This window comes from Empedobacter sp. UBA5036 (assembly GCF_002415215.1).
GTDB lineage: Bacteria > Bacteroidota > Bacteroidia > Flavobacteriales > Weeksellaceae > Empedobacter > Empedobacter falsenii_B.
On record NZ_DICC01000073.1, the window covers coordinates 120,584 to 144,293 of the forward strand.

Below are 23,710 nucleotides of genomic sequence, written 5' to 3' on the forward strand. Positions count from 1 at the left end.
TTTTCGTTATTCTAATAAAATCTTTTGCAGTTTCGGATTCTATTTTTTCTATGTTTTTGGTTAGTGAACAGTTTTGTTTTTGCTCAACATTTTGGGTGGAAAAATCCTAATTTTAGACAAGATTCTGTTCAACTTTCTGATACGATAAAGCTGCAAAATAAAGGAATTTTGTCAGAAAAATTTCAAATTTTAGATTCAATAGGAAATCCAATTTCAAAAGAATTTTATACGATAAATTTTGAACGAAACGAGGTTTATTTCAATTCTTCAATCGCCAAACAAATGGTGAAAATTCAGTATTTTGTTAATCCAAAATTAGCCGAATCTGTTTTTTATGCCAAAAATCCGAATATCATTGTTAATGATGCAAAACCAGTTGATATTTTTCATCAAATAGAACCGAATTCAAAACAAGCGAACAAAGATGTTTTTGATGGTTTGAATAGTAAAGGTTCGATGGTTCGTGGTATTCGTTTTGGGAATAATCAAAGTGCGTCTGTGCAATCTTCGTTGGATTTGGAATTGTCAGGAAAATTATCGGATGATATTACAGTAAATGCGGCGATTGCGGATAATAATGTGCCAATAGAATCGGATGGATACACGCAAAATCTGCAAGAATTTGATAAAGTTTACATCGAATTAGCCAGTAAAAATTCGAAAATTAGAGCTGGACATATTGATATTAATACCAATCAAGAACGAGATTTTTTCAATCCATTTAATCAAAAAGTAACAGGTTTACAATTGTCAACTCAGTTAAAAGGCGAAAAATCGTCGACCAATATTTTTGCTTCTGGAAGCATTACACGAGGTGAATTTATGCGTGTTAATTTTGTTGGACAAGACGGAAATCAAGGTCCTTATAGGCTTTCTGGAAAGAATAATGAATTGTATGTGATTATTATTTCGGGAAGTGAAAAAGTATATATTGATGGTGTTTTGTTGGAGCGTGGCGAGCAAAATGATTATGTAATTAATTACAATACAGGAGAAATTTCTTTCACTTCAAACCGATTGATTACCGCAAATACGCGTATTAATGTGGAGTATTTGTACAATTCTCGAAATTATTCACAAGTTTTACTTTATGGTGGAGCTGAATACGAATCGGAACGATTGAAATTGTCAGGTTTTTTCTTTTCTCAAGGAGATTCGAAGTATAATTCACTTGGAAATGATTTGACAGATGCTGAAAAGCAAATTTTGGCAAATGCAGGGAATGATCCAGATAAAATGTACACCATTTCTGCAGAGAAAACGAAGTATGATTCGAATAAAATCTTGTATCGAAAAGTAAATCAAAATGGATTAGATATTTTTGAATATTCGACGGATCCAAACGATGAATTGTATCAAGTGGCTTTCACGTATGTTGGCGCTAATCAAGGAAATTATCGACAAATAAATGCGAATCAAAATGGGAAAGTCTTTCAATATAACGAAGCAATTGCTGGAGTTTTACAAGGTGATTATGAACCAATAAAGCAATTAATTTCGCCTAAAAAGTTGCAGATTTATACGTTGAATGGACAATATCAATTGAGAAATAATGGAAATGTTGGTTTTAATTTAGGTTTGAGTAATTATGATCAAAATTTATTTTCATCGATTGATGATCAAAACAATTCTGGTTTAGCAACTCGTGTTTATGGTGAAAAAACATTTTCTTTCAAAAATTGGAAAATTACACCTTATGCGGAATGGAATTTTATTAATAAAAATTATAAAAGTGCAGAGCGTTTACGAGCTGTTGAATTTGCACGAGATTTTAATTTGGAACAAGAATTAAGTGGCGTAAATCAGAATTTTATCACAGCAAAAATCAATTCATCTTGGAAAGAAAAATTTAATGCACAATATAAATTCGATTATCTTGAAAATACTGGTTTGTACAAAGGTTTGAGAAATCAACTTGATGCAAATTATAAAACTGAAAAAGACGAAATCGTTGCGCAAGCAAATATTTTATCAACAAAAGCAACGCTTCAAAATACCAATTTTGCGCGTTATATGGTAGATGGAAAACGAAAAATTGGAAATAAATTTTGGGTTGGAGCGAGAGTTTGGGGCGAGAATAATGACATGGATGATTTGACAAAAAATCAAAAATCAGATTTAAGTTTTAAATGGAATGAATTTCAGTTGAAAGGAGGTTTTGCAGATTCGCTTGGTCATAAAATCGATTTGACGGTTTATCAACGTCAAGACGATTCGGTTCGTTTAGGGACTTGGCAAAATATTCAACAAAGTAAAGGAGCTATTTTTAATTCAACATTAATACAAAAACAAAATCATCAATTAAATTTAAATTTCCATTATCGACGAGTTAATTATCAATTTTTAGATGCGCCGAACGAAGATTTTATGACAGGAAGCGTAAAATGGTACAAAGCTTTTTTCAATCAAGGTTTACAATTAAATGTAGATTATGAAGTGGGAAGCGGTGTGGAACCGCAGCGTGAATTTCAGTATGTAAAAGTTTCGGATGGAATGGGAATTTACAAATGGACGGATTATAACGGCGATGGAATTGAGCAAATTGACGAGTTTGAAGTGGCAGAATTTATCGACCAAGCAAATTATATTCGCGTGTATACGAATACAATCGAGTATTTGAAAACGAATAAAAATCAATTCAATTTTACGTTGCGTTTTCGTCCAAAACAAGTTTTTAATACCGAAAATGAATTCTGGAATCGTTGGATGTTTCAGCAAAATATCTCGGCAAGTAACTCGTTGCGCAAAGAAGGAACGACGTTAGAATGGAATCCTTTTACGAATTCGGCTCAAATTTTAGGTAAAACAAGAAGTATTCGTTCGTCGATTTTCTTTAATCAAGGAACACAATATAAATGGTCGTCAAATTTTATTTACAATCAACAACAATCCCAAACGTATGTTTACACAGGTTCTGAATACCGTGATTCAGACAGTTATTTGTTGCAAGCGCGTTATAAGATTTTGCAAGATCTAATCGCAAGTTTCGATACTGAATATATGGTGATTAACAGCGATTCTGAATTATTTTTGAGTAGACGATATAAGTTAAATAATCTTCGTTTATCACCAAAAATTACGTATCAAACAGAAAAAAATCTTGTTGCGTCGTTGTTTTATAATTATCAAAATAAGAAGAATGTTTCGGGTGAAGAGCAATTAAATCAGTCGGATTTGGGAACAGAAATTCAATGGAACGGTTCGGATAAAATGAGTTTGTTGGGAAGTTTTAGTTTTATCAACAATAAATTTATCGGAAACCAAGAATCTGTTGTTGGAAATCAAATGATGGAAGGTTTGCGCGCTGGAAATAATTTTGTTTGGCAGTTGCAAATCCAACGGCAAATCACAAGTTTTTTGCAATTGAATATTTCGTATGATGGACGAAAAACCGAAGAAAATAAGCCAATACATACGGGAAGTGTGCAAGTGCAAGCGAGGTTTTAAATAATAAAAGACGATTTTATAAAATCGTCTTTTTTTATTATTTTTACATTCTATTTACTTCATCTTGATTTCCAGTTTCGCGATTTTTTACTGATAATTTATTACTTCCGAATTTATAATTCAATCCAATTCTTATGCTTTGAGTATCCCATACATTCGCAAAAGTTTGTACGATTCCATTGTTATTTTGTGATAAATATTCTTGCGCTTTGAAAATATCTGTTGCATTCAAACTCAATTCTAATTTTTTATCTAACATCAAATATTTGAACGAAAGATTGAAACGAGCATAAGGTTTTAGTTTATAATTTTGGAAAGTTTCTCCAAAATTTTGAAAATAAATCAAGTTAATAAACATCGTTTTTTGTTGATTAAGCGTAAAATCATTTGTCGAAAATAATGAACTTGACCAACCTTTGAATCGCTTAGAAGAAATTGCAACATTTGCGCTCGAATAAGAAACTTCAAAAGTAGTAACGCTTGACCACCATTTTGTAGGATTTATCGTCATATTTTGGCTCAAACCAAAGCTATCCGAATCTACAAAATTCATCCAAACAAAAGTATTATGTTTTGTGTTCTCATCAATGATTGAAGCTTGATTGACACCATCTCTCAAACTTGAATAATAAAGTCGAGTATCAAATTTTTTGTAAGTAAAAGTAAGTTCTAAATTGTGTGTAAAAGCTGGTTTCAAAAAAGGATTTCCTTCGTTGTAAACATATTCGTTTTGTATCATTCGAAAAGGATTTAAACTTTCGTAATTTGGACGATTGATACGACGCGAATAATTAATTCCTAAACTTTTACTTTTATCAAAAGTATGCAACAAATAAAATGACGGAAACAGTTTGATATAATCTGTTTTATTCGTTTGATTATTTTCTCTCGAAAAACCTTCTGTTTGTGTTGCTTCTAATCTCAAACCAGCTTGCATCTGCCATTTTTCTCCAAACTTTTTACTTCCGTTCAAATAAATTGCTTCGTTATTTTCTTTGTATTTGAAAAGATTCGACAAATTTTCATCAAATGTATAGTTGTAATTTTCGTCTGCTTTATATGCTTCAACCAAATTATTTGATTTTGATTGCGAAAATTTAGCCCCAAAACTCCAATTGAAATTTGTTAAAGGAAGTTCTACATCAATTTTAGATGAAAAATTCTCAATACGATTGTTTAAATTACTTTTTCCACCAAAAAAAGAATCTTCTATTAACTGATTATTTTTGTAAGAATTGGTTGCATAAGTTCTATTCATAGGAGATGAATAATTGGCGTAATCGGCATCAAATGAAATCTTTTTACCTAATGAATCAAGTGCAAATTCAGAATAAAGATTGACCAAAGATTGATTCGTCTTACCATTTTCGAATGAATTTCCTTTATTTGTTTGATAAACTTCGTTCGTTAAATTCTTGAAAAACATTTCTTGTGGATTTTCTGAATTATATTTCGAATTGTTGAATGAAAATTTAGAACCAATTGTCCATTTATCGGTTAATTTATAATCAACAGAGAATCGTCCTCCTAGATATTTGTTGATATAATCTGTGTAAGAAATGTTGTGTCTGCGCGCATCAGAGAAAAATAATTCGTTGTTCCATGTTCTCAGAAATCTTCTATCTCCAGCATTCAACGAAGTCTGAACTGTCCATTTATCTTTTTGTAAATTGTAAGCTGCATTGTAGCGCTCTGTGTTTCTTTTACTTCGCGTATATGATGCTCCAATAGTGGAATTCCAGCTATTATTTTTTATTTTTTTTGTTACAATATTTATAATTCCACTATTTCCTTCTGCTTCATATTTTGCAGGCGGAGTCGTGATGACTTCAATTTTTGAAATATCAGAAGCGCTAATACTTTCCAAATAATTAATCAAATCTGTTTGCGACATATAAGTTGGTTTGTCATCAATCAAAACCATTACAGAATTTTTTCCAGAAACCGCAATATTATCATTTGTTACATTCAAACCAGGAGTGACGCGCAAAACATCCATTGCAGTTCCGCCAGCCGCTGAAGTAGAATTTTCTACATTGAAAACAAACCGATCGATTTTTCGTTCCATGATTTTCTTTTCTGCTCCAACGACAACTTCTTTCAAGTTTGTAGATGTTTTAATTTCAATCTTTCCTAAATCGATAGAATTATTCAATTGAATATCTTTCTGAAAAACAATTTCTTCAAAATAGTTGATTTCAAATTTGTACGTATTTTTCTTTGCTTCAATAGCGAATTTTCCAAGTTCATCTGTTGTTAAATTGATGATTGTGTCTTGGTTAGATAAGGTAATGTCAACATAAGGAAGCGCTTTATTTTGCTCCATAACTTCGCCTGTTAGTGTATAGTTTTGAGCAAATAGAAAACTAGCGCTAAATAAAATGATAAGTTGAATAAATGTTTTCATGTTGAATTAATTTTAAACAAATATTCTCCAAATCGATTCTTTTTGAACTTTAAAATCGACAAACCCTACTATATTATCGACGAATTTGATTAAAACCAAAAACCTCGAGAGATTCTCGAGGTTTTTTGGTTTAATTTATTTTCCCTTCATAATAAACAGGATTTCCTTTTTCGTCGAAACCAATTATGGTTAATTGATAATCTTTTGGTTTATCATTGTTGAAATATTCTATTTCTGTGTTTTCTCCTGGAGCTGTATACAAATTAGGATTCCAAAATAAAGTGCTTCTTATATCATTTGGAATATCGTTGTAAAGCGACTCGTAATCATCATTGCTAAAATATGGCAGAGATTGATTGTAGCCACCAATCTGAATTAAATTATTTGGTAACATCGGCGTGTTATCAACTGGCGCATCACTTCCTCGTTTCGAATAAATTGCAATTGCATTTCCAAGTAAACCAGCGCCTTTGAAAATTTTTACCATCGCAATATCTCTAGGATTAATGCTCGTTAAATTATCCGAAGTCATTTTCATTTCGTTCCAATAAATTGCAACTTCAGAATTTCTAATTTTTGGAACTCCGTTAGAAACCGTTAATCCTGCAACTCGTCCAGCTAAAAAGTCCATAATATTTGTATAACCTTCTATTGGCTGAGATTCGTTTACGAAATCTATCACAGTTTCGTTTATGTTATTGAACATTCCGCTACTTAATTCATTGTTCAGCTTCTCAGTTTTCGATTTTTTATCCGCTTTTACAACAACTTCTTTCAGACGAATACTTTTATCATTGATGATTTTGATGTTCTGTTTATACGTATTCTGCTTCTCGACTTCTTCTTTATTCGTAATTTCTTCTAATAAATAAGGCGTTGCAGGCAATTTGGATTTATAACTTGTACTTTTATAATTTGGCACAACAGATAAAGTTAAAGTTCCGTTGTTGGCAGATTTTCCATTTTCCGAATTCAAGAAATAATTCATCGCCATTGGCCCATAATAAAACAAATTATTCATCTCGAAGTTTCCTTCATAATCAGTATCAAGCGTTGCAAATTCTTTTCCATTATTCTGCATTTTATAAATAATACTCAACGAAGCATTGCTCAATTCTCTCCCGTTATTATATGCTTTCACTTTGTAGGAAAGATATCTACGATCGTTGTCAATAGTAGGTTTTACGATATTTCCAACCACTAAATCTTCCCAATTAAATCTTTTCCATTTTTCTGTTATTAAAAGCGCATCCAGATTTTCTGAGAATTCATTATTTTTAAAATATTGTGTAGGATGATTAATTTTCGAACTAAAATCTCGCGTCAATAACATTGCAGAAATTAAATTGTCTTCATCATTATTTTTTTGATCTTTGATAACAGCCGAAAAATTAATTTCTTCAGGATATTTTACCTTAATTGTGTTTAATTCTCGTGGATTAGCCGTTGTTTCGAAAGAAATTTCAGGTTTTTTGTACGATTCTTTTGGATTGATAAATATCAAACGATGAGCAACCTGAATATCATTTGCATCAAAAATGGCAATGTTCAAAATACCTTTGTCATTGTCTAAAACCTCTTTTGGAACATAAGTTGAAACCGATTCCACACTTTTTACAATTTGAGAACTCATTACAAGTTCATTATTAATTGTTCCAATAATTTTATGATTCAATAAAGGATTTTCTTGATTGATGCTTTTTAATTGGATCACAATGTCTTTGCTATTTCGAACAACTTTCATCAGAATCCCATCTTTTTTAGCTTCAGGTAAATCAATAATTTGTTGATTTCCTTTTTCGTCATTTAATTGTACTTGATAAGATTTGCCTTCTTCTGCTCTCAACGCAAAAGTCGCAACGTTTTCATCTAAATTATCAAATGTTGTAATTTTATTGGTAGGATTATTTTTCTCAAATACAAAACCATTCCATTTTTTTGGTAAATCTCCGTCCGATTTTAATCTTACAGCAAATTTAGTTGTTTGATTTTGAATAAAATTTCCACCTTCCGCAAAAGCTTTTGCATTCCATTTTAAATTTGGATTTGGAACAAGTTTTAATTTAGAATTTGGATTAAATATTTTAACTTGATTGATGTATTGAAATTCTTCTGAGAAGAAAGTCATGTACGTTGTGTAGGCTCTTACAAAGTAAATTCCTTCCTCGTTTTCGTTTTTGGTATTTAGCGTTCCGTCACTTTCACCGTTCACAATCGGAACCAGTTTTCGGTCGATTAATTTTTTGTCTTTATTGTATAATTCTACAATAAGATTTGTAGAAATTAAGCTCGGTTTGTAGCCATTTAATGTATAAGCTTTGAACCAAATATTGTCGCCAGCAATGTAATTTTCCTTATCAAATAATAAATAAACTTTTTCTTGAGCGTAATTTGTATCCAGACTTTTTATAGCCGTTTCTAATTTTGATTGCGCAAAAGTTGTAATCGAGCAAAAGTATAATGCGAGTAAATAAATATATTTCATGCGAGAATGATTAATCTAATAGAATGAATTTGAATTCTTAAAATTATCATTATTTAGACGATTTTCATTCATACTTTTTATTAAAGTTTATCATAACTTTTGATTGAATGATGATTTTTCTTCTCGAATAATGTTAATTTTTGTTAATGAATTTAATCAAAAGACTTTAAACAAAAAAACCTCGAGAATTTCTCGAGGTTTTAAATTTATAAAGAAATGTTGTGTTGGATTAGATTCCGTCAACAATTGCATTTAATGTTGCAGATGGACGCATTGCAGCAGTTGTTTTAGCAAAATCTGCTTTGTAGTAACCACCAATATCTTGAGGTTTACCTTGCGCTCCGATTAACTCTTCGTTAATTTTTGCTTCGTTTTCTTCCATAGCTTTTGCAACAGGAGCAAATTTAGCAGCTAAATCAGCATCTTTTGTTTGATTTGCTAACGCTTCTGCCCAGTACATAGCTAAATAGAAATGAGAACCACGGTTATCGATAGTTCCTAATTTACGACCTGGAGATTTGTCAGTTGCTAAGAATTTAGCATTTGCTTCATCTAAAGCATCAGCTAAAGTTTGAGCTTTTGCATTTCCTTGTGTTTGAGAAACGTGCTCTAAAGAAGCTTGTAATGCTAAGAACTCACCTAAAGAATCCCAACGTAAGTAACCTTCTTCTACGAATTGTTCGATGTGTTTTGGAGCAGATCCTCCCGCACCAGTTTCGAATAATCCACCTCCGTTCATTAATGGAACGATAGATAACATTTTAGCAGAAGTTCCTAATTCTAAAATTGGGAATAAATCTGTTAAGTAGTCACGTAAAACGTTACCAGAAACAGAAATAGTATCTTTTCCTTCTCTTGCACGGCTTAAAGTTTCTTTCATCGCGTCTTTAACGTCCATGATACGAATATCTAAACCTGTTGTATCGTGATCAGCTAAGTATTTTTCAACTTTTTTGATGATTTGTTGATCGTGAGCTCTTCCTTTATCTAACCAGAAAATTGCAGGAGTATCAGATAAACGAGATCTGTTAACTGCTAATTTAACCCAGTCTTGAATAGGAGCATCTTTAGTTTGAGACATTCTGAAAATATCAGAAGTTTCAACTTTTTGCTCTAATAATGTGTTTCCGTTTGCGTCTTCAACTTTGATTGTTCCGTTTGCAGGAGCTTGGAAAGTTTTGTCGTGAGAACCATATTCTTCCGCTTTTTGAGCCATTAATCCAACATTAGGAACAGAACCCATAGTTGTAGGATCTAAAGCACCGTTTGCTTTCATATCGTCTACAACAGCTTCGTAGAAACCAGCATAAGAACGGTCTGGGATGATCGCTACAGTATCTTCTTCAGCGCCATCTTTGTTCCACATTTTACCTCCGTTTCTTACCAATGCAGCCATAGAAGCATCAACAATAATATCAGAAGGAACGTGGAAGTTAGTAATTCCTTTATCAGAATTCACCATTGCTACACGTGGTCCGTTTGCTAAATCAGCTTCAATTGCAGCTTTGATTTCTGCTTCTTGTGCATGACCTTTTATTTTTTCGAATAAATCTGCTAAACCATTGTTCGGATTAATATCTAATGCTTTGAAAGTATCAGCATATTTTACGAAAACATCTTTAAAGAAAGTTTCAACGATAGCTCCAAAAATAACTGGATCAGAAACTTTCATCATTGTTGCTTTTAAGTGAGTAGACAATAATACGTTTTTGTCTTTTGCTTCTTGAATAGCTTCTTGAACAAATGATCTTAAAGAGTTTAAGTTCATTACAGAAGAATCAATTACTTCTCCAGCTTTTAAAGGTGCTGCTGATTTTAATTCTTGAACAGAACCATCTTCTCCGTAAAATTTGATTGTATATTCAGTTGCGTTTTCTAATGTAGTTGAATTTTCAGTACCATAGAAATCACCGGATTTCATGTAAGCAACTTCTGTTTTGCTGTCTGTAGCCCAAGCTCCCATTTTGTGAGGATTAGCTTTTGCATAGTTTTTAACAGCTTTCGGTGCACGACGGTCAGAGTTTCCTTCACGTAAAACTGGATTTACAGCAGAACCTAAAACTTTTCCGTATCTAGCTTTGATTGCTTTTTCATCTTCATTTTTTGGTTCAGCTGGATAATTTGGTACAGCAAAACCTTTCGCCTGCAATTCTGCAATCGCTTCGTCTAACTGAGGAACAGAAGCCGAAATATTAGGTAACTTAATGATATTTGCTTCCGGAGTAGTCGCCAAAGCTCCTAATTCTGCTAAAGCATCAGGAATTCTTTGTTCTTCTTTTAAGAATTCAGGGAAATTAGCTAAAATACGTCCAGCTAAAGAAATATCTGGAACTTCGATTGTAATATCAGCTGTTTTCGTGAATCCTTGTACGATTGGCAAAAATGAGTGAGTTGCCAACATCGGAGCTTCATCCGTAAGTGTGTAATGAATTTTTGACATTATGTTTTAAATTTTTTTGAGACTATTTTAATAATAGTCAATTAAAAATACATTTTTTCAATTTTGAATGCAGAAACTGCAAACTTTGCAAATATACAATATTTAGCAGATTAAATTGACCATAAATCAATCATTTACACTAATTTTAGTATAATTTTTAACATGATTTTTGATAGGTCGTCAAGTTGATAATTTATTGAAAGAAAATTGTTCAAGTTGATAATTTTTGACTGATTTTTTTTTCAACTTTATGTATAAGTTCACTTTTGAGAAAGTCGTCTTTTTAATGCTTCTTAAGAAACCAATTTTTATAAACTTAGTTTCTTTCTTAATTTTGCAGAAAACAATTCTTTTGAAACAAAATCTAGTGACAATCGCATTTTATAATGTCGAAAATTTTTATTCTAAATCTTCAGACGAATCTTTTTTGCCCAGTAATTTTATCAAATGGAAAGATAATCGTTATGACACAAAGGTGAAAAAGATTGCATTCTGCATCTCTAAAATTGGAAAATTAGAAACAAATGAATTACCATGTTTGGTTGGTTTGGCTGAGGTTGAAAATGAAGAGGTTTTGCAAGATTTGATTCAAAATGATTTTTTGAAAGATGGTGATTATAAAACACTTTTATATAAATCATTAGACGAAAGAAAAATAAATGTTGGATTAATTTATCGTCAACAATTTTTTGAAGTTATAGAAAGCGAACCAATTAGATTTATCTTTAAAGATCAGTATGATACAAAATCTTATACACGAGATATTTTATATGTGAAAGGAAATTTAGTTGGCGAAATTATTCATATTTTTATTGTTCATTTGCCTTCTAAAATTGATAAAGAAATCAATCAATTAAAACGTCAACATATTTTTAAAACGATTCGAAAAAGAATTAACGATTTGTTAACCGAAAATTATTCGGCAAAAATTGTTGTGATGGGAGATTTTAATGATGCTCCAACAAATTCTGACTTAATTGATGAATTGGATACTCGTTCTAAACAAGAAGAAATAAACAGAAACGAATTATTCAATCCAATGGTCAGTCTACAATCGTATAAAAGAGGTTCGATGATCTTTAAGAAACAATGGATGTTATTCGATCAACAGATTTTTTCGAAAGGATTTTTTACTTCTCACACAAATTTAGAATATATAAAAACAGATATTTTTGATGCTGATTTTTTGAAGAATACAGGCGGAAAATCTACAGGTTCGCCATTCAGAACTTTTCTTGGTAGAAAATATTTCGGTGGATATAGCGATCATTTTCCCGTTTATACCATTTTAAAATATTAAATTTGTAGCAGTATAATTTAAGAATAGGTGAGAATCCACGAAAATGGTCAGGTTGAGATTGACGGAATCGATAAGTTGATTCTGAATGCCTTTATGGACAATGCTAACATGCCTGTTTCGCAATTAGCAAAAGAATTAGGTATATCAAATACGGCAGTTCATCAACGTATCAAGAAATTAGAAGCTTCTGGTGTGATTGATTCAACTAAAGTAATTGTAAATCCAACAATTTTAGGTTATTCAACGATGTCATTTGTTGGTGTTTTTATGGACAAACCTTCTTCTTATAAATTAGTTGTGAAAGCTTTGGAAGAGATTCCAGAAGTAGTGGAAGCTCATTTTACAACGGGAAATTACGGGATTTTCCTTAAAATTTTGAGTCGTGATAATCTACATTTAATGAATGTGTTGAACAAAAAAATTCAGCAAATTGATGGCGTTACACGTACAGAAACTATAATTTCGTTGGAGCAACCAATAGATAGACAAATAAAACTTTAATATACAAAGATGAATATTAATCAATATTTAGACTCGACGTATCTTAAAACACCTGAACAAGCAGGTATTTCGAATTCTGATACATTAGAGATGGTGCATAAGTTAGCACAAGAAGCTATTGATAATGATATCTATGCGGTAATGATTCGTCCTGATTATGTAAGATCAGTTCGTGAATTATTGGATGAGAAAAAATCGAATGTTGTTTTGGGAACTGTAATTGGTTTTCCTGAAGGGACTTACGATTTGAATGAAAAGTTGAGAGAAGCGCAAAAAGCAATTGCTGATGGAGCCGATGAATTAGATTTTGTAGTCAACTACGAAGCGTTCAAAAAAGGTGATAGTGATAAAGTAAAAGAAGAAGTAGAAGCTGCAACATTAGTCGCATTGCGTGAAGGTAAAGTTGTAAAATGGATTATCGAAACTGCTGCTTTAACAGATGAACAGATTGTTGGTATAACACAATTAATTCGTGATACTGTTTTAGAGAAAGCAGGTGAAGAAAATGCATCAAAAGTTTTTGTAAAATCTTCTACAGGTTTTTATAAAACTGAAAATGGAGAACCAAATGGAGCAAACGAGCATGTTATTAAATTGATGCTTGAAAATTCAGGTTCACTTCCAGTGAAAGCTTCTGGTGGAGTTCGCACAACAGAAGAAGCTGAAAAAATGATCGCTTTAGGCGTGAAAAGAATTGGAACATCTTCTGCATTGGCGATTGTAAAACGAGAGCAAGGAGCAAAAGGTTATTAGAAAATTTCTACATTAAAATACATTTAAAAGTCTCAATATTTATTGAGACTTTTTTTTATTCATTAAAAATAAGCTTTCTTTTTTAGTTAATTTTTTAAAATACTTAAATAGCATATTGTATTTTATTATTTTTGGAGCACTAAAATTATAACTTGATCTATATCAAGTAATTTGGTTAAAAATGGTCGTAATTTTGCATTGATAACACTGATAAAATAGTATAGACGTATGTTGTGGAATAATCGTAAAGTTTATAATAATTTGGTTTTTGATGTAGGTATAACCGCATTTGAATTGAATGATATCGTACAAATAGAGAAATTGAGAAAAGAGTTATCCGTTGATGACTATTTTGGAATAATCTGGTCTGGTTCTAAAAAGTTTATTCATAAAATAAATGGAAAAGAATATTCGATTCCTAAAAACCATTTTCCTTTTATAGCTCCCAATATCTCTCAAGAATTTGTGAAACAAATTACTCGTACTGATGCTTATTATATTGTTTTTAAACAAGAATTTTATTCAAAATCAATCGAAGAGAACTTGAAGTTAGAAAATTCTACACTTTTTTCGCGAGATATTATAAATATTGTTGAGAATACAATTTGTTCTGCTCCAATTTTTGAGGCTAATTATTTGCAATATTTCTTTACTGCATTCGAAAATGAATTAGATATGAAGCTTGCTCATAATCTTTTGGAACGTATTATTATCAATGGTCAAATGGAAACATTTGATATGCAAACCCAATTTAAACAAGATGATTTTGATGTAGAACTTGCGACAAAATTCAAAAAACTTTTGCAAGAAAATGTCAAGGAAAATAAACAAGTATCTTTTTACAGTGATAAACTTTTTATTACAAAAAGAAGGTTAGATAAAGCAACTCAAATCGTTTTTGGAAAAACAGCAAAAGGAATGATTGTTGAAGAATTGATGAAAAATGCAAAGATTTTATTAGTCAACTCAAAAATGTCAATAAAAGAGATTGCGCTGGAACTCAATTTCCTTCAAGAAACCAATTTTACTGCGTTTTTCAAGAAAAACACGGGGATTTCTCCGACTAAATTCAGACAAAGCACTCGGAATTAAATAGTTAGAAATGTCGTTTTTCATCATCTTTTGGTATGATTTAATCTTTTAAGAATAAAAAACAACTTCTACATTTGCATCGCATTTGAGAATAACCAATCTTAAATATATAAACTACCAGTTTATTTAACAAATATTTTTTAATAAATTTTTAACAAATTTTAAAATGATGAAAAAATTAGCATTTTTTTTAACAGTTTTCTGTACATTAACTTCAGGATTAGCTTTTGCACAGCCTAAAACAGCAACAGCTACATTAAACGTAACACTAAGACCAATTCAAACAATTTTAATTGGAGGTGATAATATTGTAAACTTAGAATATCAAACAAAAGAAGATTATTCTAATGGTGTTACATCAAACATGAACGACCACTTAATTGTATATAGTACTGGTGGTTTTGCTGTAAAAGTGAAATCTGATAAAGAAAATTTAGAATATACATCTAAAGATGGTAAAGATCATAAAATTGCTGTAAGTACAATTAATTTACAAGCAAGTTTAGGAACAGGGAATGAATTAACAAAGGCTAAGTTTCCTGAAGTTAAAAATTTAACTAATTCTGATAAAAATTTAATTTCTAGTGCAGTTGGAGGTACAGATTTAAAATTCAACGTTGCGTATAAAGGAAGAGGAAACAATGCTTATCTAAATAAATACTACAATGTTGAGAATCCTAATGTTTATACAACTACTGTAACTTATACAATTGAGGCACAATAATATAAAAAACAGGAAGTGGTATTGAAAAATATCACTTCTTTTTTTGCTTATGAAAGTTCTTCGTTTTTTAACAATCGTTTCTTTTTTAGCATTAATCATTTCAACTAAGATTAGTGCACAATCAGGTATTTCTGTAAGTCCACCAAGGACTTATTTTGCGTTAAATCCTGGTGAGTCTGAGCGTAAAAAGATTTTGGTAACCAATGTAAGTGATGCACATACATTAGAGTTGTCAGTTTCTTTTAATGATTGGAAGTATGATGAGTTTGGAGGTAATGTAGTCTCTGAACCTAATACTTTAACAACAAGTAATGCAAATTGGATCACAGTTTTACCAAGTAATACATTTACACTTTTGCCAAAAGAATCGAAAGAAATAGAAGTTCTGATGCAAGTTCCTGAAAAGATAAATGCAGAGAGTGTGCATACAGCAATGATGTACATCACGCAAACAAATCCGATCGATGGACAAAACAAAAGTGGAGAAAATATTAAAATCTCGATTCGTACAGGTGTCAAAATTTATCAACGATTAAATATTGCACGTGATACAAATGTAGAGTTTACAAATTTTGTTTACGATAAAACTGAAAATCGTTTGGTGCTTAATATTTCCAATGAAGGAAATGTTTGGAGCGAAGGAACGATTACAAATGAAATCATTAATCAAGAAAATGGTCAACAAACAAAATTGCAAGATGCAGTTTTCTATAGTTTACCCAATGATAAAAGAATTGTATATATACCATTGCCAAAGGATTTGCCAAAAGGCTCGTATATTGTTACCTCAACTTTAAGTTTTGAGAAAGATGATCAATTGAAAATTGCTGAATTGACGTTCTCAAATGATAAATAGTAACTTGTTTCAGAAGATAGTTTCAACCATAACATTATTGTTGACAATGGCAGTTTCTGCTCAGTTTACGTTAAATGCTCATAATAATGGTTGGGTGCAAGTAAATGGAAGTAATGGAGTTACGACGGCTAATGTTGTGGCTGTAGAAATGCACATGTCTGGTGCTTTAAATTATAAAAATTGGTCTTTAGTTGCGCGTGTTGTTTCGCCTATTGTAAATTCTGAGAAAAAAGAATTTCCTGTCGAAAAACTGAAGCTAAAATTTAATAATTATACAACTTCTCAATATTATTCAGAGAATTATCCTACAATAAATCAATTAGGAGTTATTCAGAATAACATCGCGATGAGTTTTTCTCCAAATTATTTTATCCGAAATTCTCCTTTAACAATTGCAACACCAGCAGGAAAATATGGTGCAATTGTACTGAATTATGATATTGTGATTGATGCAGGAGCATATCTAAATCCTCTAAAATCATGGAACAATTATCCAATTCAATTCGAGTTTTCTTTATTGAATGAATTTGGAACCCTGATTGGTAAAAGTCTTTTTCCGATTGAAATGCAAATTAGTCCAAACGGAAATTACGAATCAGCTCCGACGTTTTCTATTGCGGTCGATGGTTCTGCTGTAAATGCAGAATTGGTTTTCAATACAATACAAGATTATAGAAATGGTGTAAAGAAAGAATATCAAAACGGCTTAATTGTTTCTTCTGATACTGCTTACGATATTCAAGTTTCGTCGCTTAATCAATATTTACAATCGAGTGATGCACAGAATTTGGAATTAAATTCAATCAATGTTCAGATAAAAGACACCGAAACAAATAATCTTTCTAAGGAAATAAAACTTTCGAATTACAATCAATCATTGATGACGAATAGTTCTAAAACGGCTTCAAAAAAGTACAATATTATTTATTCTACAACTCCGTCGGATAATAAAATTTTGAATAGCAAACCTGGGAATTATTCAACTTCTTTGCTGTACACGATTACACCTTTGTAAAACAATATGTTCTTTTCAATTAATTATTTTCGAAGCGTATTTTTTATTCTGCTTTTCCTTGTTAGCGGACAAAACTTACGTGCTCAAACAATAAATAACGGATTGAAATTTAGTACAATAAAAGAAGTTAAATTAGAAGATAGCAACAACTTTTCTGTTATTCTTCAATTAGAAAATACAACCAATGATACGATAAATGCTCGTCTGGGACTTAAAATTCCTTCGGCTATAAGATCGTATTCGCAAGATAATCTTCAAATAAAAATCAATCCAAACAAGAAGGCTTTTATTCCAATGCAATTTACGGTGAGTAAATCGCAAATGGCTGGGAAATTAGATTTAGAATTCAATATTATTGATTTTTTAAGCAAAAAAGAAATAGGGAAATCCGTTACTTCGGTTGTGGTTTTGCAGAAGAGAAACATCAAGATTTTTCCTGTCCAGAGTAATATTTTTTATCGTCAAGAAGGAGATTCTATTCATTATGAATTGAAAGTAATGAATATGGGAAATCAAGCCGAAGAAATTTTGCTAACCAATGTTCTTCCTGACTTCAGAGGTAATTTTACTTCTGATAACAAACGAATAAAGATAGAAGCTTTTCAAGAAAAAATTGTTCGTTTTTCTAAATATGTAGACCGAGATATGATGAAAATTGAAAGTTTTCAGGCAAATGTTTCGGGTTATACAACGACCAAAGATTTTGCAGGAAATGTATTTTTTACCATTCAGAATGCAAGTTCCAATCGTGTGTATAGAGATCCAACAATGTTAAATCAGAATTGGGCCAATTTTTCTTCAAATTATGTTCGATTAACTGCTCGCGATATTAATTCTGCTAATGCGAATTATAACTTAATGGCTCATCAAGAATTTTCGGTTGGGTTGAATGAATTTGCATATAATATTAATGGAACAACTTGGAATAACGATCAAGACATGGTTTTGACAGATTCTTGGGTGAAATATCAACGCAAAGACAAAGGAATTTTAATCGGATCAATCAATAATAACGATTTTGATATTCCAATTAACGGGAGAGGAGTGATGTTGTTTAATAATTATGATAAGAATGACAACCGAATTGTAGTTGGAACAGTCGAAAAAAATTATAATTTATTAGATGATTTGAGTAATGATGTTTTCAAGAATAGCAACACAACTTTTGCGAATGGACGATTTTTAATAAAAGATAAAAACGAATTAGAAACAACAGCTTTGTTTGATAGAACTTATTCTACAACGAACTTTATTTTGACAAATGGTTACAAATGGGTTACACCAAACAAGTGGAATCATTCAGTGAAATTTGGGTATGGTTTGTCAAAATTTAAAGAGACAAATGATGTTGAAAATTCATTATCGGTTTCTGCAAATGTTTCTGGAACAATTGGTAAATTTGATTTTTATAGTTCCAATTATTACAGCTCAGGATATTATCCGGGGACGCGACGTGGAGCATTGTATCTTAATCAGCGTTTGCAACGTACGTTTTCTAAATTTTCGTTGTGGTCTTCGTTAACGATTACGAATAACAATCCGAAATCTATCGATCCGTATTTGATTAATTATATGCAAGCAAATGAATCGAAAGCCTTACGTTTTGAGACGGGAATTTCGTTCAAATTAGCGAGTCATTTTAATCTTTCGATTTCTCCAAAATTGAATATAGAAAAATCAAATATTCTGAATTATGAGACATTTAAGTATATGCCGATGGATTTTAAATCAGCTTATTTAAACGGAACATTTACATGGTTGTCTAATTCTCGTGTGCATCAGTTGGTTTTGAATGCTTTGGGAGGGTTTTCTGAGTTAAACGAGTTGAGTAAAGTTGATCCAATTGTTTATGGGCAATTAACGTGGAATGTGAAAAACTTTCAGTTAAACTCAATTTATCAACGAGGAAGTATGATGATTGCAGAAGTATATTCGACGAATAATCTAAATCATCAATTAGAACGTTTTACAACTTCGGCGAGTTTTCGTCAAAGCTTTTTTCAGAAAAAATTGAATACGGCAGTTTCTACTTATTATAATATTGACAAAAATTTTGGAAATACCCTAACTTTTGGAGCTTCTGTGGATTATCAACCAATTGATAATTTTATTGTGAGTACACAAACGAATTTTAGCCATTACGATTCGAAAACATTGAATAGCAAACAAACTTATTTGCAAGTTGGTGTACAATATAATTTGCCTGCGAAACGTACTGTGACAGATGTAAAAGACGGAACATTAAATTTGTTTGTGTTTTATGATTACAATGCAAATGGTATTTTTGATGAAGGTGATAAAGTGGCTGATAGTCGTAATGTGAAGATAAATGAAACTAACTTTATTACAGATTTAGAAGGAAATATCAAGTATAAAAAAGTTCCTTATGGTAATTATTTAATTAAACTTCCTGGACAAAAATGGTTTGCACAAGATTATGCAGTTAATATTAATTCTAAAACGACTTCTATTTCTATTCCAATGCAACAAACTGGTGTTGTGAGAGGAAAAGTTGAGTATGAATTATCTTCAAATTTGGAGTATCAGGTTTCGGCAAATTTATTCGGATTTACATTGATTTTTAATCACGAAAATGGACAGATTTTTACAGTTAAAACAAATGATAGAGGTGAATATACAGCTTTTTTACCTGTTGGAAATTACACGTTTCATCTTGTTGAAAATAGTTTACCGGAACATGTTTATGCAAAAACATATTTGAATAAAATAACGGTAGAAAAGGAACAAAATACAGAATATGAACCGCTTATTCTGAAAATTAAGGAACGAAAAGTTAACATTAAACGTTTTGGTAGTTAATGGATATTTTGATTTACTTTGCATCAAAATAAACTCTAAATGCCACTAACTTTTTGCCATCCAGCAATTGTTCTTGCGCTAAAAAAGCTAAAATCGAATTGGTTTTCGATGACGGGATTAATCATTGGTTCGATGTTGCCGGATTTAGAATATTTCTCTCGAATGGAGATTGTAGCGACGTATAGTCATTTGTTTTGGGGCGTTTTGTATTTTGATTTACCAATTGCTATTATTTATTGTTTCGTTTTTCACTTATTTGTCCGAAATGTTTTAATTCATCATTTACCTTATTTTTTTAAAGAACGATTTGCTCAATTCCTAACTTTCGATTGGATTGATTATTTCAAAAAACATTGGATAATCATAATTCTCTCAATTATAATAGGAGCTTATTCGCATCTTTTTTGGTATACTTTTACACACGAATGGGGATATTTTGCGAAATTAATTCCAGCTTTAGAAGAAACTTGGTTTCAAATTCCTTTCAATAATCTCGAAGTAAAGGGATATAAATTTCTACAACATTTTAGCACATTTTTAGGTGCGATTTTTATTGCTTTTTGGATGTATAAAATGCCAAAACAAATTCTTCCAAAAACTAAATTTGATTACATTTTTTGGTTAAAAGTAGTTCTATTTACAACTATTATTTCCACAATACGATTAGTTTTCTTCCCAATAGAAATTGGATTAGGCAACATCATTGTCGTTATCGGAATGAGCGTTTTTTTGAGTTTGGTTATTTTTGGGTTAATGGAGAAACTATTAATAAAAAAATAAAAGGTTATCAAATAATTGACAACCTTTTATTTTAGAAGTGATTAAAAACTCACTTTATCTTTTATATAATTTCCGTTTTGACAGAATTGTTTCAATTCATTTTCGATGAAAATTTCAATAGCTTCCGCATCTTGCGAAGGATACAATAAATGTACATTTGCGCCAGCATCTAATGTGAAATACAAATGATTTCCTGTTTCACGACGGAACTCCCACAATTTTTCTAAAGCAGCAACTGTATTTGGTTTCATCAAAATAAATGCAGGATTCGACATCATCATCATGGCGTGCAATGTCAAAGCTTCATGTTCTACCAATTCTCCAAACGCTTTGATATCGCCAGATTTTAAAATTGGTAATAAAGCTTTTAAGTTTTCATTTGCTTCCACAAAACGACGTTCTGCATACGGATGTCCATTCATTAAATTGTGACCAACAGTAGAAGAAACCGATTTTTGACCTTCGTGAATCAATAAAATGGTATCATGAAAAGTTTTGAAAACATCATGAATTTCGACATCTGGATATTTTGTTCCAAATAAATCTGAACTACCTTCGATAAAATCATTTTCTCCCCATTCAACCAAACCTTTGTAAACCGAACGACAAGCACTTCCAGAACCTAAACGAGCCAAGAAAGAAGCTTTTTTCTTGGCGTCTTCTTCTGATAAATTTGCGCCAAGAATATTCTCAATTTGAACTAAACATAATGCCATTGCCGACATTCCAGAAGCTGAAGAAGCAATTCCAGAACTATGTGGGAAAGAATTATGTGTGTGAACTTCAAATTTGAATTGATTCAAAAATGGAATGTAAGCCGTAATTCTTTCGAAAAAAGTAATGATTTTTGGAGTAAAACTTTCTTTCAATTCACCTTCTAAATAAACTTCAACTTCGAAAGCATCCGATGTTTTTGGCGAAAATTTTAATTCAGTTTCTGTATAGCTATTGGTTAACGTATAACTAATTGAACTATTGGTTGGAATTTGATTTTTCTTTTTTCCCCAATATTTTACCAACGCAATATTTGATGGACTTTTAGCAGAAACGCTTCCTGATTTTAATTCCGAAGCAGTTGTTGAAAGTGTTGAAATGAATTGTTGTTCCATAAAACAAAAGTAAACTATTTTGTAGAATTCAGCTTTTGAAAGCGTTTATAATGATAATCAATTGCTTCTTTGATTGGAATAAATTCGTATTGAAGCAAATTTTTAACTTTAGAATTGTCGTATTTGGTATAAGTTGTCAACGAATAATAATTCGCTTTTGTCATATATTTTCCACCAAAAATTCGACTAAAAATAGATAGATTTTTAATGATTTTCAAGGTTGTATTTGAAACATTTTTGACTGAACGTTTGCTGTTAATCGAAACAAAATCAAATACTTCACGGTAACTTTTATTTTCAGAAATTACCACAAATTTTTGATTGTAAACTTGTTGATTAATTAATTCTAAAAAAATCTTCACCACATCGCGTACATCAACAAATCCTGTTCCGCCCGAAGGAGCATAATCGCTTTTTGACGAATTTTGTTGAAATAAACTTTCGCTTGCACGTTTAGTATCCAAAGTTCCGATGATTACACCAGGATTAATAATGATAACTTTAATCCCTTCTTGCGAAGCGCGCCAAACTTCCATTTCTGCTCTAAATTTTGAGATAGAATAAGAAGAATGCGTCAAGCCATTGTTCCAACCAGAACGTTCGTCAATCATTTTAGTTGAAGGATTCAAATCATCCATCGAAGCAATAGAACTGATGAAGAAAAATTCTTTCACGCCAGAATCAATCGCTTCATTTACCAAAGTCTCAGTTCCTAAAATATTCGTATTGAAAATTTCTTCTTCTTGACGTTCATCAAATGAAACAAAAGCCGCAGCGTGATAAATTGTTTCGATCCCGTCTAATAAATTTGGAAGTTCAGTAACATCCAACAAATCACCATCAATCCAATGAATAAATTGATAAAATTGCGAAGCATTTTGTTCCGCAAAAAAAATTTGGATGGTTTCTGTGTTCGATGTTTTTCGTTTTAAGGCACGAATAGGTTGTTGCTTTTTTGCCAATTCTACCAACAAATGCGCACCAACCAAACCTGTTCCTCCCGTTACGAAAATCATACTGAATTATAAATATTTTTTTTTCCTGAACCAAAAGTAAATAAAAATTACCACTAATAACATGACAAGTAAACAAATTGGATAGCCTAATTTGTAATTTAACTCGGGCATGAAATCGAAATTCATTCCATAAATTCCAGCGATAAAAGTTAAGGGTAAGAAAAATGCAGAAAAAACGGTAAGCGTTTGCATGATTTCGTTCGATTTTTGTCCATTTAACGAAAGATAAATTGTTAACAAACTTTGTACGTCATCTACAATTTGTGAATGCAAGTGTAACATTTTTACGTTTTCTTCGTACAAATCCTGTGATGAACTTGTCTTTTTGTTATCAGCGCGATATTCTTTCAGTGCTTCAAGCGTATAATCTAATATTTTTTTGCAAGCTGTAGCTTCTCGTTTGATTTTATATAATGTAGGAAGTTTAATTTTTCTGAAATCATCCGTAAAAATCAAATGCTCGAGTTGATTGACTTCTTCGTCCATTTGATATGCTGGTTCTTCATACGTTTTGATGGTTTCGGAAATAATACGATACAAAATTCCTTTGATAATGATTTTAGAAGGATCAGTATTAGCTAAATATTTTTTCTGAATTTTTTCAAAAATATCCGTTTCCTTTTGATGAACAGTCACAATAAAATCTACTCCGATGTAAATACTGATTTTGTGACTAAATTCTCGAACAGTGTTTTTCAACATACGGTGTTCTTTATCAAAAAAACGAATTAACAAAAACGAAACTTTTGAATCATCTGATTCATATTTAGGTAAATGCCCAGGCTCCAAACTATCTTCAATCGTTAATTTCTGAAAACAATATTTAGTAGCAATTTCATCTAACTCAATTTTTGTTGGATTTTGTAAATTAATCCATTCGAATTTTTCATTTTCGAAAAGTGTTTGCATGACGATTAGATATTGATTATAATAATACAAAAATATTATATTGTTGAGATTAATTT

Annotated in this window: 16 protein-coding genes; 10 read left to right on the forward strand and 6 right to left on the reverse strand. The window is 31.2% G+C overall.

What is annotated here, in order from left to right; translation table 11 throughout:
• The first annotated feature begins 63 nt into the window (after positions 1 to 63).
• Complete coding sequence (locus tag B4J88_RS14255) at positions 64 to 3,447, forward strand: hypothetical protein (protein ID WP_291067891.1); 3,384 nt, start codon at positions 64 to 66, stop codon at positions 3,445 to 3,447.
• 43 nt (positions 3,448 to 3,490) lie between these two features.
• On the opposite strand, the gene B4J88_RS14260 is transcribed toward B4J88_RS14255, so the two are convergent.
• The 3 genes from B4J88_RS14260 to B4J88_RS14270 all read right to left on the reverse strand — a co-directional run bounded on the left by B4J88_RS14260 (position 3,491) and on the right by B4J88_RS14270 (position 10,779).
• Positions 3,491 to 5,854 carry a TonB-dependent receptor domain-containing protein gene (locus B4J88_RS14260; RefSeq protein WP_291047871.1) on the reverse strand — a complete coding sequence of 788 codons (2,364 nt, stop codon included), beginning with the start codon at positions 5,852 to 5,854 and terminating at the stop codon, positions 3,491 to 3,493.
• A gap of 130 nt (positions 5,855 to 5,984) precedes the next feature.
• A complete protein-coding gene (locus tag B4J88_RS14265) occupies positions 5,985 to 8,339 on the reverse strand; it encodes a hypothetical protein (RefSeq protein WP_291067892.1) in 2,355 nt (784 codons plus the stop codon).
• Between the two features lie 229 nt (positions 8,340 to 8,568).
• Positions 8,569 to 10,779, reverse strand: coding sequence for an NADP-dependent isocitrate dehydrogenase (locus tag B4J88_RS14270; protein WP_291067894.1), 2,211 nt, complete (start codon positions 10,777 to 10,779; stop codon positions 8,569 to 8,571).
• A 352-nt stretch (positions 10,780 to 11,131) separates the two neighbouring features.
• Here B4J88_RS14270 and B4J88_RS14275 point away from each other — a divergent pair, with 352 nt between their 5' ends.
• From B4J88_RS14275 to B4J88_RS14315, 9 genes are all read left to right on the forward strand, one after another.
• Positions 11,132 to 12,079 (forward strand): endonuclease, encoded by a 948-nt coding sequence (locus tag B4J88_RS14275; RefSeq protein WP_291067896.1) that lies wholly within the window; start codon positions 11,132 to 11,134, stop codon positions 12,077 to 12,079.
• Positions 12,080 to 12,106: 27 nt separating this feature from the next.
• Positions 12,107 to 12,580, forward strand: coding sequence for an Lrp/AsnC ligand binding domain-containing protein (locus B4J88_RS14280; RefSeq protein ID WP_180905762.1), 474 nt, complete (start codon positions 12,107 to 12,109; stop codon positions 12,578 to 12,580).
• Between the two features lie 9 nt (positions 12,581 to 12,589).
• The gene (gene deoC, locus B4J88_RS14285; RefSeq protein ID WP_291067898.1) at positions 12,590 to 13,333 is read left to right on the forward strand and encodes a deoxyribose-phosphate aldolase; all 744 of its coding nucleotides are present in this window, start codon (positions 12,590 to 12,592) and stop codon (positions 13,331 to 13,333) included.
• A gap of 228 nt (positions 13,334 to 13,561) precedes the next feature.
• Entirely contained in the window at positions 13,562 to 14,425 is an 864-nt protein-coding gene (locus B4J88_RS14290; RefSeq protein WP_291067900.1) for a helix-turn-helix domain-containing protein, read from the forward strand.
• 169 nt (positions 14,426 to 14,594) lie between these two features.
• On the forward strand, positions 14,595 to 15,149 hold the full coding sequence (locus tag B4J88_RS14295) for a hypothetical protein (protein WP_291067902.1): 555 nt from the start codon (positions 14,595 to 14,597) through the stop codon (positions 15,147 to 15,149).
• Between the two features lie 49 nt (positions 15,150 to 15,198).
• The gene (locus B4J88_RS14300) at positions 15,199 to 16,005 is read left to right on the forward strand and encodes a molecular chaperone (RefSeq protein ID WP_291067904.1); all 807 of its coding nucleotides are present in this window, start codon (positions 15,199 to 15,201) and stop codon (positions 16,003 to 16,005) included.
• A complete protein-coding gene (locus B4J88_RS14305) occupies positions 15,995 to 17,020 on the forward strand; it encodes a hypothetical protein (protein WP_291067906.1) in 1,026 nt (341 codons plus the stop codon). The genes B4J88_RS14300 and B4J88_RS14305 overlap by 11 nt, the downstream gene beginning before the upstream one ends.
• Positions 17,021 to 17,122: 102 nt before the next feature.
• Complete coding sequence (locus B4J88_RS14310) at positions 17,123 to 19,840, forward strand: hypothetical protein (RefSeq protein ID WP_291067909.1); 2,718 nt, start codon at positions 17,123 to 17,125, stop codon at positions 19,838 to 19,840.
• A 39-nt stretch (positions 19,841 to 19,879) separates the two neighbouring features.
• Positions 19,880 to 20,620 (forward strand): DUF4184 family protein, encoded by a 741-nt coding sequence (locus tag B4J88_RS14315; protein ID WP_291067911.1) that lies wholly within the window; start codon positions 19,880 to 19,882, stop codon positions 20,618 to 20,620.
• 41 nt (positions 20,621 to 20,661) lie between these two features.
• Here B4J88_RS14315 and B4J88_RS14320 read toward each other — a convergent pair whose 3' ends face one another.
• The 3 genes from B4J88_RS14320 to B4J88_RS14330 are packed head-to-tail and all read right to left on the reverse strand — an operon-like array spanning position 20,662 to position 23,654.
• Positions 20,662 to 21,729, reverse strand: coding sequence for a diphosphomevalonate/mevalonate 3,5-bisphosphate decarboxylase family protein (locus B4J88_RS14320; protein WP_125350010.1), 1,068 nt, complete (start codon positions 21,727 to 21,729; stop codon positions 20,662 to 20,664).
• A 14-nt stretch (positions 21,730 to 21,743) separates the two neighbouring features.
• Positions 21,744 to 22,745, reverse strand: a complete 1,002-nt coding sequence (locus B4J88_RS14325) for an NAD-dependent epimerase/dehydratase family protein (protein ID WP_291067913.1) — start codon at positions 22,743 to 22,745, stop codon at positions 21,744 to 21,746.
• Positions 22,746 to 22,751: 6 nt separating this feature from the next.
• Positions 22,752 to 23,654, reverse strand: coding sequence for a CorA family divalent cation transporter (locus B4J88_RS14330; protein WP_291067915.1), 903 nt, complete (start codon positions 23,652 to 23,654; stop codon positions 22,752 to 22,754).
• Positions 23,655 to 23,710 lie beyond the last annotated feature (56 nt).

What these genes read in the sequence shown, in the direction of transcription:
- B4J88_RS14320 (WP_125350010.1), bottom strand. Translation starts at nt 21,729, where the DNA reads ATGGAACAACAATTCATTTCAACACTTTCAACAACTGCTTCGGAATTA.
- B4J88_RS14305 (WP_291067906.1), top strand. Translation starts at nt 15,995, where the DNA reads ATGATAAATAGTAACTTGTTTCAGAAGATAGTTTCAACCATAACATTA.
- deoC (WP_291067898.1), top strand. Translation starts at nt 12,590, where the DNA reads ATGAATATTAATCAATATTTAGACTCGACGTATCTTAAAACACCTGAA.
- B4J88_RS14260 (WP_291047871.1), bottom strand. Translation starts at nt 5,854, where the DNA reads ATGAAAACATTTATTCAACTTATCATTTTATTTAGCGCTAGTTTTCTA.
- B4J88_RS14270 (WP_291067894.1), bottom strand. Translation starts at nt 10,779, where the DNA reads ATGTCAAAAATTCATTACACACTTACGGATGAAGCTCCGATGTTGGCA.
- B4J88_RS14300 (WP_291067904.1), top strand. Translation starts at nt 15,199, where the DNA reads ATGAAAGTTCTTCGTTTTTTAACAATCGTTTCTTTTTTAGCATTAATC.
- B4J88_RS14315 (WP_291067911.1), top strand. Translation starts at nt 19,880, where the DNA reads ATGCCACTAACTTTTTGCCATCCAGCAATTGTTCTTGCGCTAAAAAAG.
- B4J88_RS14325 (WP_291067913.1), bottom strand. Translation starts at nt 22,745, where the DNA reads ATGATTTTCGTAACGGGAGGAACAGGTTTGGTTGGTGCGCATTTGTTG.
- B4J88_RS14295 (WP_291067902.1), top strand. Translation starts at nt 14,595, where the DNA reads ATGAAAAAATTAGCATTTTTTTTAACAGTTTTCTGTACATTAACTTCA.
- B4J88_RS14290 (WP_291067900.1), top strand. Translation starts at nt 13,562, where the DNA reads ATGTTGTGGAATAATCGTAAAGTTTATAATAATTTGGTTTTTGATGTA.
- B4J88_RS14330 (WP_291067915.1), bottom strand. Translation starts at nt 23,654, where the DNA reads ATGCAAACACTTTTCGAAAATGAAAAATTCGAATGGATTAATTTACAA.
- B4J88_RS14265 (WP_291067892.1), bottom strand. Translation starts at nt 8,339, where the DNA reads ATGAAATATATTTATTTACTCGCATTATACTTTTGCTCGATTACAACT.